Raw genomic sequence first — 14,772 nt, 5'->3', positions numbered from 1 at the left:
TTCTCCAATTCATTAAAAATGTTGCCTTATTTCTTCTTATTATATAGCCATTCCCTTCATACCTAAATCAAATTCCATCATGAAAATCTGCTATTTTTTCATTGATTTTTAATAAATTTTATTATATATTAATTACAGGTTCAAATTACGAGTTCAAAAGAACTTGTAATCAGACCCTTTTGTTTAATGGGTTTTACATATTTTCATTAGGCAAATTCCGAGAAATCGTATGATAAAACTAAAAATGACGAGGAGAGGATCAGATGGAATTCGAATTTTTCTTTCAAATTGCACTTATTTTATTAAGTACAAAGCTTGCTGGTGATCTTAGTGTTAGATTAGGTCAACCTTCTGTGCTAGGTAAATTAATTGTCGGTATCGTTATCGGCCCAGCTATATTAGGTTGGATTGAAAATTCAGAGCTTCTAACACAATTAAGTAATGTCGGTGTTATTCTTTTAATGTTTATGGCAGGACTTGAAACAGACTTAGATGAATTAAACGCAAATCGTAATTCTTCTTTAGCAGTTGCACTCGGGGGTATCATTCTTCCATTCGTAGGTGGTTACGTTTCCGGTCTTGTTATGGGAATGGAACAAGGAAACGCTGTATTCTTAGGATTACTTCTATGTGCGACAAGTGTTAGTATTTCCGTTCAAACACTTCGCGATTTAGGAAAGATGAAGACACGTGAAAGTACAACTATGCTGGGCGCAGCTGTATTTGATGATATTCTTGTTGTTATTTTATTAGCATTCGCAATGAGCTTCTTAGGCACTGATGATGTTAACTTAACAATGATTATCTTGAAGAAGGTTGTATTCTTCGCTTCTATTATTTTAATCGGTTGGAAAGGTGTTCCTGCGATTATGCGTTGGTTATCACCACTACGCGTATCTGAGTCTATCGTGAGCGCGGCTCTTATCATCTGTTTCTCATTCGCATATTTCGGCGAATTATTAGGAATTGCCGGTATTATCGGTGCTTTCGCTGCTGGTATTGCAATTTCTCAAACGAACTACAAACATGAAGTAGAAAAGAAAGTAGAACCAATTGCTTATGCTATGTTCGTTCCAGTATTCTTCGTTAGTATCGGTATGAATATTACATTTGACGGTATCGGCAATCAAATTTGGTTCATCTTAGCATTAACTGTTATCGCTGTATTAACGAAATTAATCGGCTGTGGATTCGGTGCACGCATGACTGGATTTGATGCAAAGTCTTCTGCAATTATCGGTGCTGGAATGGTTTCTCGTGGTGAAGTTGCACTTATCATCGCAGGAACAGGACTTTCTTCAGGTCTATTGGCACAAGATTACTTTACAGCAATCGTTATTGTCGTTATTTTAACTACAATGATTACACCACCAATGTTAAAATATACTTTTGGTGCAAAAGATAAAGCAATGAAAGCAAGTAAATAAGTTTACTATAATAAAAGGAGATTGCTATCTTATAAGATAGCAATCTCCTTTTTGTTTTATCTTTAAACAATCCCGTTCTTTTTTAACCATTTTTCAAAAATAATTCGTGCTTCATCATCATCGATATCATTACTAAATGAATACACCTTAATACCATAATCATCTATATATTCGCCTAGTTTCATTTCCTCCACTTTCTTATAAAAACCGTCTGCCTCATAGTGCGGAAGATAAGCATCCCAAACTGGTTCATTTATTCTTTTGTACGCCGTCACTTCTAAATCATATCCATCTTCATAATATCCGATGTGATAATGTTTGTTCGGATCATATTTCTCCATTAAAAGTCCCCTCCTACTAAACAAAAGCGAGCCTTATATTACAGCTCGCTCCTCTCTCTATTTATTAAATACGTTCCATCGCCGTCTTCAACGTTCCAACAACAAAGGCAATTTCTTCACTTGATATAATAAGCGGCGGTGCTAATGTTAAGACATTATTATATCCTGCTGTTGTCATACCGTTGCGTCCTATAATTAAACCCTTTTCTTTACAAGCATTTACGACACTTGCAATTTTGTCGTTATCAATTGGCTCTTTCGTCTCTTTATCATTTACTAATTCAATTCCAACTAATAAACCTTTTCCTCTAATATTCCCAACAAGGGGATGTTCCCCAATTTCATCTTTTAGTTGCTCTAATAAAAGGGAACCCATTTGCGCAGATCGCTCGATTAAATTTTCATTTTCCATAATCTCTAAGTTTTTAAGTGCTAATGCACAAGCTGCTGGATTTCCACCAAATGTATTAATATGGCGGAAGAATTCATATTCTCCTTTACCTTTAAAAGCCTCATATATTTCTTTTTTCACAGCTGTTGCAGATAATGGTAAATATGCGCTCGTAATGCCCTTTGCCATTGTAATAATATCTGGCTTCACATCATAATTCATAAATCCAAATGCTTTTCCTGTACGCCCGAAACCGCAAATCACTTCGTCACTAATAAGTAGCGCACTGTGTTTTTGACACGTCTCATGAACAGCTTTCATATAGTCTTGTGGTGGCATTAATATGCCACCGCCTGTGATAATTGGTTCCATAATAAAAGCGGCAATTGTTTCACTTAATTCCCACGTCATAACACGATCGACTTCTTTCACACATTCTACATCATAAATATGCTGCCCTTCAATCCCAGGCATACGGTAACAATCCGGTGGTGTTACGTGTAAAAAGCCTGAAGCAAACGGCTCATATTGATATCTACGCTGCGCTTGTCCCGTCGCTGCCATTGTCGCCATTGTATTCCCGTGATACCCACGATAACGTGACATAAATTTATAACGATGTGGTTCACCTTTTTGCGCATAGTATTGCCTTGCTATTTTAAAAGCTGTTTCGTTCGCTTCTGAACCACTATTTGAGAAGAAAATAACATACTCTCCCCCAAGCCACTCATTTAACTTTTCAGCAAGCTTTATAGCTGGTTCATGAGATTGTGACATTGGAAAGTATGATAATGTTTGTAATTGCTTATAAGCCGCTTCTGCGAGCTCCTTTCTTCCATATCCACTATTCACGCACCAAAGACCACTCATACCATCTAAATATCTTTTTCCTTGTATATCTTCAACCCAGCACCCTTCAGCTTTTGCCCCTACCATTGTACTATTTGGACTAAAGGGACGCATTCCGTGCCAAACATATTGCTCATCTTTTGCTAATAATTCATCAGTTTGCTTCGTTTTCATCATTACTTCCACCTTCCATAACAACTTATTTTTCACAAAAGCTGCGCTGGTGCCATGATGATTTAAATTTCTCCCTGCTATTTTCATTCCACAAAATTAAGACAAATCCTACTTATAAATCAGTAATATTTACAAGAAAATTCCAAAAGAAAAAAGAGCTTTTCTCATCTATCGAAAAGCTCCTCTTTTATTTAATGTGAAGACGCATCGCTAATACCATGACCAGTATTAGATTTCACGAGAATTTCATCAAATTTCGCTACATCTTCTTTCTTACTAGATAAAACAGTTCCTAAATATGCTGCAAGAAATCCGAGTGGAATTGAAATAATTCCTGGTGTCGTATATGGGAATAACGCTTCCCCAACAAAAATAGCTTTTCCAGCTACAGGGTTCCAAACATTAGGACTCAAGGCTACAAGAACAATTGCTGATACGAGACCTACAATCATACCAGAGATCGCACCCGTTGTGTTAAAACGCTTCCAATATATTGTAAATAATATAACTGGTAGGTTTGCACTCGCCGCAACAGCAAATGCTAAAGACACTAAAAATGCTACGTTTAATGTTTGGGCAAATAATGCAAGTATAATGGATAGTATCGCTACTCCAATAGATGCATAACGAGCCATGGATACTTGCTCTTTTTCCGTTGATTTCCCTTTGCGAATGATCTCATTATAAAAATCATGTGCAAATGCTGATGCTGCTGTTAATACAAGACCTGCCACTACAGCCAAAATCGTCGCAAAAGCAATTGCTGATACGAAAGCAAATAAGAAATCTCCACCTAACGCTTTTGCTAATAAAGGTGCCGCCATATTACCAGCTGGGTTCGCTTTAATGATCGCTTCATTTCCTACAAAAGCCGCCGCACCAAATCCTAAGAAAATCGTCATAATATAAAATGCACCAATTAACCACGTCGCATAAACGACAGATTGACGTGCAGTTTTTGCATCACGTACTGTAAAAAAGCGGACAAGTATATGTGGTAATCCAGCTGTACCAAGTACTAGTCCTAAATTTAAAGAAAGTGTATCAAGACCATCCTTATACTTTACACCTGGATTTAAAAATGAATCTTTTAATGGTGTAGCTGTTTTCATTTGAGCGAACATTTCAGTCACGCTGAAGTTGAATTTTGCGAAAACGATAACAGAAATAATAAACGTACCAGCCATAAGTAATACAGCCTTTACAATTTGTACCCAGCTCGTTGCTGTCATACCCCCAAAAATAACATACACCGTCATAAGTGTTCCAACGATTAATACAGATGTCGTATATTCAATCCCTAATAATAATTTAATAAGTGCACCCGCGCCAACTAATTGTGCAATCATATAAAAGATAGAAATCGTCATCGTATTAAGAGCCGCGACTCCGCGAACTTTTTTCGCATCAAAGCGTGCTGCAATCATATCCGCCAAAGTATACTTCCCTAAATTTCTAAGCGGTTCTGCAACAAGATATAGTACAACTAAATAAGCAACTAAAAAGCCGATACTATAAAAAAATCCATCAAACCCAGTTAATGCGATTGCCCCGGCTATACCAAGAAATGAAGCAGCAGACATGTAATCTCCAGCAATGGCCAGACCATTTTGCCAACCAGTTAATCCCCCTCCAGCCGTATAAAATTCACTCGCATTTTTCGTTTTTTTCGATGCAAAATAGGTTATGACAAGCGTACCAAGAACAATAATTAAAAATAGTGCAAACGCAGTAGTATTCAAGTTCAGCCCCTCCCTTTTTGCATATCTTGCAGAATTTTTCGGGAGATTTCATCAAATGATTCTGCTTTTTTACTATAAATCATACACAGTGCCCATGTCATGATAAATTGGGAAAAAGCAAATACCCACGCCCATGTAACGTCACCAAATGCAGGTGTATTGAGCACCTTTGAATACGATGTTAAAATAGGTAATGCGATAAAAAAACTAAAAAAGAAAATACTCATTGGAATGATAAACTTCTTTTTCGTATTTAATAACAATTGAAACTCTTCCGACTGAACGACCTCTGTATAATTCACCTCATTTTGCAACTTACGTGCTGATGTATCATCTCGTTTCATTAACCGATCCCCTCTCTTACTTAAAATGCACTTCCCCCTTGCATACATAAAGACTAAATTTTATAAATATTCAGAAACTTATACTTATTGTAGACAATCCATGCATTCATGCAAAGATTTTTTGATAGACATTTTTCGGCAATTTCCCCTAAATTTTTAATATACTTTTTCAACATAAAGTGACACCTTACTTATTTTTTCCTCATTAAGACAAAAGCAGTGCTTAACGCACTACTTTTGTCTTTTTTTCCTTTTCTAAATTACGAGCTGTTTCGCTTAACTCAACCTCTTTTCCGTCTTTAAGTGTTCCAAATATAAAATCGAATACTGGATTTGAAACACCGAACCAAAACTTTTCGTTTTTATAATGGTGTAATATATGTTGTTTTTTTAGCCATCTTCCAAACTTAGTGACGGGACGAATCGGTCTATGGGCAATATAATGTTTCCATTCGTAAACGAGCAGCATAATAATCATTCCGATTCCAAATGAAAGTGTAATAGTAACACTTTTTGTAATACCATATGCTATAAGTAAATATATAGTAAAACTAGGTATACTAAACCATACAGGTAAAAACAAAAGTTTTAAATCATCTGGATATACGTGGTGATCATAATGTAATCTTCTTAACATTTTTAATAGAAATGTGTTTTTAGGTGGCTTTATATGAAATAAAAAACGATGTGTCATATATTCATTAAGTGTATAGAAAACAATCCCAAACATACATGCTAACATGCCAACCCAAGAGAAAAATTGCATTTTTAAAATAATAATGAAAATAAATAGAATGCTATACATAATAACGATATCATGTTGTAAAAAGAACTCTTTCCCCACTTTCTTCATCTTGTTTTCCCCTTTTCCCAAAAAACAGCCGCAACATATCGTTACGACTATTTCTTTTCTATTCACTTTACAAATTTGCCTGCTGTTCTATTGTCGAGAAAAAATTGTTTGGTCCAAATATATTTTGCTTCGGAATAATATGTTCCACTGCAAACACTGTTACTTCTCCTCTTTGCACTTCTCCAATAATGAGACCAAATATTTCATGATTTACTGCAAACGTCGGTTGCTTTGTTTGTAGCAATCTTGCAGCATTATGAAATACCGCTTCATATAGTGGATTTCTATCAATAATTTCTTTTCGGATTTTTGGCGCTAACGTAATGATAATTTCTTTTCCGTCAATAGTGGTTCGATACATAAAAATCTCCCCTTCAATCTTATGTGAACAACTGTAAAGCTTTGTATGCAAAATGTATAGAGTAACCTACTAAAATAATACCTGCTCCGGCTGTTATGTAGCCAAGTGCTTTTGGTTTTAATAAAGTTCTTCCAAAATGTACAGAAAAAGCAATATTTAAATTCCATAAAATAATACCAGCAATAATGCAAAGACTGTACAAAAAAGCTTCTTGTTTCGTTACCTTCGTAAGTAATGAGCTAAGTGTACTTCCGTATATACCAAACCAAAAAACAAGATTTAATGGATTGGATATCGCAATTAAAAATCCTGCCATAAACGATTGCTTAAGGCCACCTACCTCTTCTTTTTTATATTCCATATTCGAGTGGAAAATTCCTTGTTTTACACTTTGAAATCCTAAATAAAATAACAAGAAAAAACCCGTGCAATACATGAAGGCTTGTACATATGTATACATAAACACAGAAGATAAACCGAAATAAATGAGAAGCATAAATAAAACATCTGCAGTCATTCCACCAATTCCAACAACCCAAGCATGCCAAAACCCACGTTCAATTCCTCGTTTTAACATTTCAATATTAATCGGCCCTACTGGCGCAGCTAATGAAATACCTAATACGATTTGCTGTATAATTGCTCCAAACATCGCTCTATCCTTTCTAATCTCTTTACTACTAGTTAATGATGTAATTTGAAAAAATAGACTAGCTTTCATAATAAAATACCCTTTTTTATCCAAAATATACAAAAGAGCCATCTAGGTGATGGCTCTTACTTTTCTATCCTATGAAGAAAAGGACATTTCCCTTTTATTGGTTCTACATCGTCTCCTATGAAATATTGTTTCCATTCACGATGCTCTGGGTCACCATAATGACTAATGTTAGGATGTTTCGGCAATTGATCCCACTTTTCAACTCGCTCACGGACCATTTGTCTTGAATATGCTCCTTTAGGACGATCCCCCTCTAATCCATCAAAAATAGTGCGTGGCTGAAACCCAATAACGAGAGAATTCCCTAAATGTCTAGTTTTTCGTTGTTTATAAGCTGGCGCGTTTCCAAATGCGAATATTGGCTCACCACCAAATGAAAATTCCCATAAATAATGGTCTGGATCTTCAGGAATTTGCTTTGGCCATGCTTGATTATCGTTTTCATGTAAATACTGTAACACTTTCCAAAAGGAATCACGGTAATATTCGAGTGATTGTTCTTCACATTGCGGTTCTACAAAAAGGAAAAAGCCCCTTCTTACAATCGGCCTCTCTTTCATTAACTCTAAAAAAGATAACATTGTATGCGGCAAATGACTCCAATCATTATGAGAAAGAAATGAATAACGAAGTTCATTCTTTTTCAAAGCAGTTAAACCGAAATAACATGGAAAAGTTGGTTCTAACACGACACTTGAAAAAATCTCAAATTCTTTTGCAACCCAATTCGGTATGTCAGTTCTCGTTCTCATTCCTTCATTATCTAATAAGTAAGACTTATTCATTCTTTCACCTCGTTATGTATAGCATTCAATTAAGAATATTACATACTCGGCCTGTCCTATACCTATTTAAAATTTGATTGGAAAATTATTTAAAAATATAAAAAAATAAAACCGCTTACTTGACTAAATTCTCCCAATTCGTGTATATTTAAATTAATCATTTAGCAGAATATTCAAGAATATAGCATTTTTAGTTTATATTATTTCTTTAAATGAATTTCACTAAATGAAAATAGTAAACGCTTTTAGGAGGAATTGTAACATGCAAGGAAAAGTAAAATGGTTTAACAACGAAAAAGGTTTTGGATTTATCGAAATGGAAGGCGCTGACGATGTATTCGTACATTTCTCTGCTATTCAAGGAGACGGCTACAAAGCTTTAGAAGAAGGTCAAGAAGTATCTTTCGACATTACTGAAGGTAACCGTGGACCTCAAGCTGCTAACGTAGTAAAACTTTAATCCTACATATAACAGGAGGTTACCTTACTTGGTAACCTTCTTTGTTATTCCTTTGTATATTTCCGTTTTACAGAGCAAAAACTATGTAAAATGCGCACTATACAAAGGAGGAATTATTAATGGGATCAGAAGTAAATGATTTTGAAGAAGTAAAATTCCGTGTAGAAACAGCACAAAAGATGGTAGGTTCTGCAACAATTTCAATGGATCCAGACACATTAGAGCATGCCACTACTGCAGTAGAAGCAGCTCGCTCACAGCTTGAAATTATGAAATCTGTTGCAGTAGATTTAGATGAACCATTTTTAATGAACGAGGAAAAGAAACTAAGCAAATGCGAGCAGCAATTAAAAGAAGCAAAGCACTAAAAAAACATCCAGAGAATTTTCTCTGGATGTTTTTTTATGACAACTGTTCTCCATACTTTTTCAATGTTTCTCCAACTGTACACTGTCTTATACAAAATGAATGTGCATAATATTTACTATTTGTCTTTCGATTATGTTCTCGCAAGAAACATCCTTCACAATATGTTTCTAATAAGTCATTTACCTCTGTAATGAGTTGCTTTTTATCCACCTTTGCACCTCTCTATTCGGTTATTTCTTTATGACTATCAATAACTGTTCCTTCTAATGCTTGCGTTGCTAATTGATGTGCTTCTTTATTTTGTTTTCTAGATATCGGCTCACATACAAGTTTTAATTTCATTTGCTTCGCCTTTTGTTCAATTTGATCTAAATAATGATTTAAATGTTCATCATAACAAGGCCATTCTCCGGCTAATTGCTGCAGTACCACTTGTGAGTCTCCGCGAAGTGTAACTGCTTCATACTTAATCCCTAGTTCCTCGAGTATATTCATACCGTATAATAGTGATGCATATTCCGCTTCATTATTATCATCTATACCTTCTATATATGCATTGCGGCGAATGCGGTAGTTTGTATTTCCTTTTTTATAGTACACACATATACCAACGCCAGCTTCTTTCGTTTGCACATCATACCCCCCATCAAAATAAACGAGTATTTCTTGGGGCTCTTCCTCTACTTGTTTACTCAGTTTTTTCATTTCCTTTAATGACCATTCTGCATCCATTTCATCGTAAAATAAAAGTTCCTTAGCTCTTCCTGTTTTCTCAAAATCCTCTGCAAATTGAAGTATTTCTTCTATGTTCATATAATCTGTTGTTAATTCCGTCTGCAATCCTCGCTTCGTTTTATACAACCAATGAATTTTATATTTCATACTAGATTCCCCTTATGTAAGACTTCTTATATGTAGCCAGCTAATGAAAGCCTCACTTTATTTTATTATATTTTATCAAGAGTCACAGCATTATATTCAATATGATTACATACAAAAAGAGCTATCCCTATAGGAATAGCTCTTTCATCTATTACATAAATCTTTCAAATTGTACTCGCTTATTAATCCAGTACATTACAGGCATACCGATCGCCATGACAACAAATTCACCGATTGCACACGTTAACCAAGACAACATAAATGGTAAATCCAATGCAAGATGAAGTTCAATTGCAATCATAAACATTGTAATCGTAAAGATAACTGTATTAAAAATCATACGAGCCCAAACACCTTTAATAAATCGCATAGAAATAATCGTTGCAACTAACGCAAGAATAGATTGCCCTACTCCAAATACTAAATCGTAAGCGATCATAGGTGAGAAAAAGAGATTCGTTAAAAATACACCTAATACAATTCCGTAAATTGCTTTCTTGTTAAATACAACGAGATGATTAAACATCTCTGAAATACGAAATTGTACATTCGTAAAGCCAAATGGCTGAATAAGCATAGAAACAGCAATATATAATGCCGCTAAAATACCATTACCGACTAAAGTTCTAATATTCATGACAAAATCTCCTTAGTTTTTTTACGTGGGATGGTTTCGAACCACGTTATTCGTTTTTTAAGCAACAAGATTATATTTTACGTGGTAGCCCCTCTTTCGTCAATAGATTCCTATCATAAACTACCTTTTTCCTTTTAGACAACGTATAATGAAACATATGAAAGATTTAGGAGGTTTCACTTCATGACAGCAACAATCCAAAATGAAAAAGTGATCGTTTCCATTTCTGACAAAGGTGCAGAATTACAAAGCGTTCGCTTAAAAGAAGACAACACAGAATATTTATGGCAAGGTGATTCTACATATTGGGGACGTCGCGCACCAATTTTGTTCCCAATTGTCGGCCGATTAGTAGATAATACATACTACGTAGACGGTAAACCATATTCATTAACACAACACGGTTTCGCTCGTGATCTTACTTTCTCTGTGAAAGAACAAAGTGAAACAAAGATCACTTATATCGTTACTAGTAATGAAGAAACGTTAAAAAAATACCCATACAAATTCGAATTACTCGTTTCTTATGAGCTAGAAGGACAAAACGTTCATGTAACATATGAAGTAAACAATCCTACTTCTAAAGAGATGTTCTTCTCAATCGGAGCACATCCTGGATTCAACTTCCCTTTATTGGACGGTGAATCATTTACAGATTATCACTTATCGTTTAATGGTTCGGAACGCTTAGAAACAAGCGTATTAGAAGGACCTTATCTTTCAAACAAAAAGCAATTAATCGCTGAAAATACGACTGAATTGCCACTTACATATGATTTATTCAAAAATGATGCACTTATTTTTGAAAATATGAATACAAATGAAATTTCGATTCGTTCTCATAAACATAATAAATTTGTAAAAGTAGAATTTGATGGGTTCCCATTTGTCGGCGTATGGACACCAGGGGATAACGCACCTTTCTTATGTATTGAACCTTGGTATGGAATCGCTGATGAAGTAAAACCAGCAAAAGATTTCAAGGACAAAAAGGGAATTCAATCTTTACAAGCGAATGAAACATTTACATGTCGTTACAGCATCACAATCGGATAACTACTCTATCCCCTACTTCAAAAAATATTTAAGTAGGGGATCATCTTATAATTTGGAGGTTTCTCATTTTGATTGAAGTATATATTGATGGTGCATCAAAAGGAAATCCTGGTCCTTCTGGTGCAGGGGTGTTTATTAAAGGCGTTCAACCAGCTGTACAATTATCATTGCCCCTTGGGACAATGTCCAATCATGAAGCAGAATACCACGCTTTACTTGCGGCATTAAAATATTGCACGGAGCATAATTATAACATTGTCTCTTTTCGTACAGATTCACAACTTGTCGAGCGATCTGTCGAAAAAGAATACGCAAAAAATAAAATGTTCGCACCACTATTAGAGGAAGCACTACAGTACATAAAAAGTTTCGATCTCTTTTTTATTAAGTGGATTCCAAGTAGTCAAAATAAAGTAGCTGATGAATTAGCTAGAAAAGCTATCTTACAAAATTAACGGGGGTATGAGTGTGAAAAAAGAGTGGATTGCTCCTCTTGCTTTATTATTTGTCTCTTTTATTTGGGGAGCTACGTTTGTTGTCGTTCAAAACGCTATATCTTTCGTTGGTCCATTTACTTTTAATGGTATTCGCTTTTTATTCGCTGGAATTATTTTATTATTCGTTCAAATGATTTTCTCAAAAAACACTTCAAAACAAGATATAAAACAGAGTAGCCTCGCTGGATTAATCGTTGGGTTCTTTTTATGTGTTGGCTATGTATTACAAACATTCGGCTTACTTTATACAACTTCTTCAAAAGCAGGCTTCTTAACAGGGCTTAGTATCGTTATGGTACCAATTCTATCTTTTATCTTTTTAAAACAAAAAGCTACCATTTTCATTGTACTTGGTATTGCTGTAGCTACAACAGGTTTATACTTATTAACAGCTGCTGATTCTTTCCAATTAAATATAGGAGATATACTTGTTCTCGGTTGTGCAATCGCTTTCGCTGCCCATATTCTTATTAACGGCTTCTTTTCTAAGAAAATATCACCTTTATTATTAAGCACATCTCAAGTATTAGCTGTTGGTATATTTTCTTCTATTTGCGCTTTCTTGTTTGAAGATTGGGAAAAATTATTTTCAGTATCACTATGGACGAATCAATCTTTTTTATTCGCACTCTTTCTAACTGCCCTGTTTGCAACATCTATTGCTTTTTTCATTCAAACATCGGCCCAAAAGCACACTTCTCCAACGAGAGTAGCAATTATTTTCGCAATGGAACCCGTTTTTGCTGCATTAACAGGCGTTCTCGTTGCAAATGAACAACTTTCTATTTCTGCTATTATCGGATGTCTATGTATTTTCCTGGGCATGATTTTTGTTGAATTGCCTTCCAAAACAAAAAAAGAAGCGCAGGCTGCGTGAAGTTACGCTTGTAACTTCCGCATAAAAGCCTTAGCGCTTTTTTTATCTGTAATTTCTTCCTCTTTCAATCGTTCTAATAACGCAACGAAATAACTACCATCAAACTGCAATTGATGTTTAATTGTCGCTTCTATTGCTGCATTCACAATCCCATCAGACGCACCAGTATATCCTTGTCCAAACATAATAAACCCTTGTGCTTCCTCTGATAATTTAAATCCTTTCGTATGTAAGAATGAAAGATAATCTTCTACTGTTTGCATGTTATTCCCACCTACTCAAAAATTCTCCATCTCCTATCATACATGTTTTTACACGCTATGAGAATGAAATTTCTTTGACAACTTTGTAAATCAATCTTCTAATTTGCTTGCAATGGAGGATTTCCTAACAATCTGAAGGAATATGTACAGTGGAACTTATTTCATATTAAAGGGGAGACACGATGAAACAAGCACTACTAATTATCGACGCTCAGCAAGAATTAATTGATGGAAATGAGCAAGAAAATGAAGTTTTTCGTAAAACCGAGCTATTATCTACACTAAATACAGCCATGCAGAAAGCAATAGATTCCAATGTTCTTATTGTTTTCGTAAGAGATGTCGATGTTGCTTCTGGTAGTGGCGAAGGATTTGAAGTACATAATCAAATTCAAGTACCTCAGTCTGCAATCTTTATTAATAAAGCAGCAACCAATTCATTCTACGGCACTTCTTTACTTGAACTTTTAAAAGAAGAAAACATTAAGCATATTGTTATAGGCGGCTGTAAAACAGAACATTGCATTGATACTGCCGTTAGGACAGCCACTGTACAAGGATTTGACGTTACATTAATTAAAAACGGTCATTCAACAACTGATTCTAACGTATTGTCTGCAGAGCAAATTATTGCTCATCACAATAAAACTTTACACGGTCATTATAACGTTGATCATTTTTCTATGGTGAGAGATATCGAGGAAGACCTCTTTCAGCCAACTCATGACCAATATCGTGATTAAATTAGCTCAAAAAAGAATCCTTCATTTAAAAGGATTCTTTTTTATCCAAAAATTTGTGCTGCAATACTATATAGTTCACTATTTCTTTTTAATAACCGATTACTATTTTTCATCATAATTGGTGGTGTATTCACCTTTTTAAAACCAGCAATCTCTAATTCTTTCATGAAATCTTTCTTTCCTTCTGGTACATCCATTCTTAATTTTCCATTATGCCCTCTTACTAAATCATGTACTATTCTCATTGCCATCGCATTATTTTTAGCAACGACTGGTCCAATTATTTTATTTTCTGGCGTTTGTATACATATACCGTATCCTACTACATTTTCTTTCGTATCCTTTACAACGACACACCGCTCACTTTGCATAATTCTTTGTTTTAAAAACTCGTTTCGGCTTGTCCCAAATGCGCCTTCATCTATTTTTATTATTCCTTCTAGATCACCCTCTTTATAAACCACCATATATTCTTCATTTTCTGCACATTTATGATTCGCATTGTACGAGTTACAAATATATTTAGAAACATAACTTACTACCCTAAATCCTAATTTTTCATATAAGGGCTTCCCTTCATCCGTAGCAATAAGCATAAATGGAGTTTGAGCTGATACGCTATTCATGCATGAATTCGTTATCATCTTTCCAATTCCTCTTCCCTTATAATCTGGATGTACAATTACCATTCCGATAGATGCCAACACCTCCCCATATAATATTATTGCTGCGCTAGCAATAAGTTCCTTACGCTCATTCTAGACGCCGTATACAATACCTAAGTTAAAAACTGTTTCAATTTCTTCTCTGTTATAATCCCAGCCAATATAAGAAGATAATGCTACAATATCGCCTATTTGTTCTTTCCTAAGACGCTCCATCCTAATTTCCAATTCAATCATACTCCATCCCCTTATCTAGACATTTAAATCATTATTACTAAATCAACTTGTACATGTTTCCATTTATTTGTCACATACATATGTTATTTTGACCAAGA

General features: G+C 34.9%; 19 protein-coding genes, 1 pseudogene and 1 riboswitch. Of the genes and pseudogenes, 7 read left to right on the top strand and 13 right to left on the bottom strand.

Annotated features, from left to right (window positions below):
* The first annotated feature begins 263 nt into the window (after nt 1–263).
* A complete protein-coding gene (locus JFU02_RS27560; protein WP_061666858.1) occupies nt 264–1,427 on the top strand; it encodes a cation:proton antiporter in 1,164 nt (387 codons plus the stop codon).
* Between the two features lie 62 nt (nt 1,428–1,489).
* On the opposite strand, the gene JFU02_RS27555 is transcribed toward JFU02_RS27560, so the two are convergent.
* From JFU02_RS27555 to JFU02_RS27520, 8 genes are all read right to left on the bottom strand, one after another.
* A complete protein-coding gene (locus JFU02_RS27555) occupies nt 1,490–1,768 on the bottom strand; it encodes a DUF3986 family protein (RefSeq protein WP_000417069.1) in 279 nt (92 codons plus the stop codon).
* A gap of 64 nt (nt 1,769–1,832) precedes the next feature.
* Complete coding sequence (locus JFU02_RS27550) at nt 1,833–3,182, bottom strand: aspartate aminotransferase family protein (protein WP_000850967.1); 1,350 nt, start codon at nt 3,180–3,182, stop codon at nt 1,833–1,835.
* Nucleotides 3,183–3,373: 191 nt separating this feature from the next.
* The gene (locus JFU02_RS27545) at nt 3,374–4,924 is read right to left on the bottom strand and encodes a solute symporter family protein (RefSeq protein ID WP_061666859.1); all 1,551 of its coding nucleotides are present in this window, start codon (nt 4,922–4,924) and stop codon (nt 3,374–3,376) included.
* Between the two features lie 2 nt (nt 4,925–4,926).
* Entirely contained in the window at nt 4,927–5,268 is a 342-nt protein-coding gene (locus JFU02_RS27540) for a DUF485 domain-containing protein (RefSeq protein WP_000817366.1), read from the bottom strand.
* A gap of 223 nt (nt 5,269–5,491) precedes the next feature.
* Nucleotides 5,492–6,121 carry a sterol desaturase family protein gene (locus JFU02_RS27535; protein WP_000755392.1) on the bottom strand — a complete coding sequence of 210 codons (630 nt, stop codon included), beginning with the start codon at nt 6,119–6,121 and terminating at the stop codon, nt 5,492–5,494.
* A 67-nt stretch (nt 6,122–6,188) separates the two neighbouring features.
* Nucleotides 6,189–6,482 carry a hypothetical protein gene (locus JFU02_RS27530; RefSeq protein ID WP_000286356.1) on the bottom strand — a complete coding sequence of 98 codons (294 nt, stop codon included), beginning with the start codon at nt 6,480–6,482 and terminating at the stop codon, nt 6,189–6,191.
* A 19-nt stretch (nt 6,483–6,501) separates the two neighbouring features.
* Complete coding sequence (locus JFU02_RS27525; RefSeq protein WP_001196840.1) at nt 6,502–7,245, bottom strand: LysE family transporter; 744 nt, start codon at nt 7,243–7,245, stop codon at nt 6,502–6,504.
* 14 nt (nt 7,246–7,259) lie between these two features.
* Nucleotides 7,260–7,988, bottom strand: a complete 729-nt coding sequence (locus JFU02_RS27520) for a YqcI/YcgG family protein (protein WP_001043774.1) — start codon at nt 7,986–7,988, stop codon at nt 7,260–7,262.
* Nucleotides 7,989–8,250: 262 nt separating this feature from the next.
* On the opposite strand from JFU02_RS27520, the gene cspB reads away from it, so the two are divergent.
* The gene (gene cspB / locus JFU02_RS27515; RefSeq protein ID WP_001161731.1) at nt 8,251–8,448 is read left to right on the top strand and encodes a cold shock-like protein CspB; all 198 of its coding nucleotides are present in this window, start codon (nt 8,251–8,253) and stop codon (nt 8,446–8,448) included.
* A 119-nt stretch (nt 8,449–8,567) separates the two neighbouring features.
* Entirely contained in the window at nt 8,568–8,816 is a 249-nt protein-coding gene (locus JFU02_RS27510; RefSeq protein WP_000534399.1) for a DUF2564 family protein, read from the top strand.
* Nucleotides 8,817–8,850: 34 nt separating this feature from the next.
* Here the strand turns inward: JFU02_RS27510 and JFU02_RS27505 are convergent, their stop codons facing one another.
* The 3 genes from JFU02_RS27505 to JFU02_RS27495 all read right to left on the bottom strand — a co-directional run bounded on the left by JFU02_RS27505 (nt 8,851) and on the right by JFU02_RS27495 (nt 10,336).
* Nucleotides 8,851–9,027, bottom strand: a complete 177-nt coding sequence (locus JFU02_RS27505) for a zinc-finger domain-containing protein (RefSeq protein WP_000358801.1) — start codon at nt 9,025–9,027, stop codon at nt 8,851–8,853.
* A 12-nt stretch (nt 9,028–9,039) separates the two neighbouring features.
* On the bottom strand, nt 9,040–9,699 hold the full coding sequence (locus JFU02_RS27500) for a ribonuclease H family protein (protein WP_086405893.1): 660 nt from the start codon (nt 9,697–9,699) through the stop codon (nt 9,040–9,042).
* A 151-nt stretch (nt 9,700–9,850) separates the two neighbouring features.
* Nucleotides 9,851–10,336 (bottom strand): QueT transporter family protein, encoded by a 486-nt coding sequence (locus tag JFU02_RS27495; RefSeq protein WP_001026473.1) that lies wholly within the window; start codon nt 10,334–10,336, stop codon nt 9,851–9,853.
* A 6-nt stretch (nt 10,337–10,342) separates the two neighbouring features.
* A riboswitch (PreQ1 riboswitch) is annotated at nt 10,343–10,387 on the bottom strand.
* A gap of 132 nt (nt 10,388–10,519) precedes the next feature.
* Here JFU02_RS27495 and JFU02_RS27490 point away from each other — a divergent pair.
* From JFU02_RS27490 to JFU02_RS27480, 3 genes are all read left to right on the top strand, one after another.
* Nucleotides 10,520–11,392, top strand: coding sequence for an aldose 1-epimerase family protein (locus JFU02_RS27490; protein WP_086405892.1), 873 nt, complete (start codon nt 10,520–10,522; stop codon nt 11,390–11,392).
* Between the two features lie 68 nt (nt 11,393–11,460).
* Nucleotides 11,461–11,847: a reverse transcriptase-like protein gene (locus JFU02_RS27485; protein WP_201071920.1), complete on the top strand. Its 387-nt coding sequence runs from the start codon at nt 11,461–11,463 to the stop codon at nt 11,845–11,847.
* A 13-nt stretch (nt 11,848–11,860) separates the two neighbouring features.
* Nucleotides 11,861–12,766: a DMT family transporter gene (locus tag JFU02_RS27480; protein WP_000712598.1), complete on the top strand. Its 906-nt coding sequence runs from the start codon at nt 11,861–11,863 to the stop codon at nt 12,764–12,766.
* Nucleotides 12,767–12,768: 2 nt separating this feature from the next.
* On the opposite strand, the gene JFU02_RS27475 is transcribed toward JFU02_RS27480, so the two are convergent.
* Complete coding sequence (locus JFU02_RS27475; protein ID WP_001195212.1) at nt 12,769–13,029, bottom strand: DUF6123 family protein; 261 nt, start codon at nt 13,027–13,029, stop codon at nt 12,769–12,771.
* Nucleotides 13,030–13,211: 182 nt separating this feature from the next.
* On the opposite strand from JFU02_RS27475, the gene JFU02_RS27470 reads away from it, so the two are divergent.
* Nucleotides 13,212–13,772 carry a cysteine hydrolase family protein gene (locus JFU02_RS27470; RefSeq protein ID WP_000806326.1) on the top strand — a complete coding sequence of 187 codons (561 nt, stop codon included), beginning with the start codon at nt 13,212–13,214 and terminating at the stop codon, nt 13,770–13,772.
* Between the two features lie 41 nt (nt 13,773–13,813).
* Here the strand turns inward: JFU02_RS27470 and JFU02_RS27465 are convergent.
* Nucleotides 13,814–14,674, bottom strand: a pseudogene (locus JFU02_RS27465) (GNAT family N-acetyltransferase).
* Nucleotides 14,675–14,772 lie beyond the last annotated feature (98 nt).

This window comes from Bacillus sp. TH13 (assembly GCF_016651175.1).
Taxonomy (GTDB): Bacteria; Bacillota; Bacilli; order Bacillales; family Bacillaceae_G; genus Bacillus_A; species Bacillus_A thuringiensis_S.
This window is presented reverse-complemented; position numbering and strand designations above follow the sequence as displayed.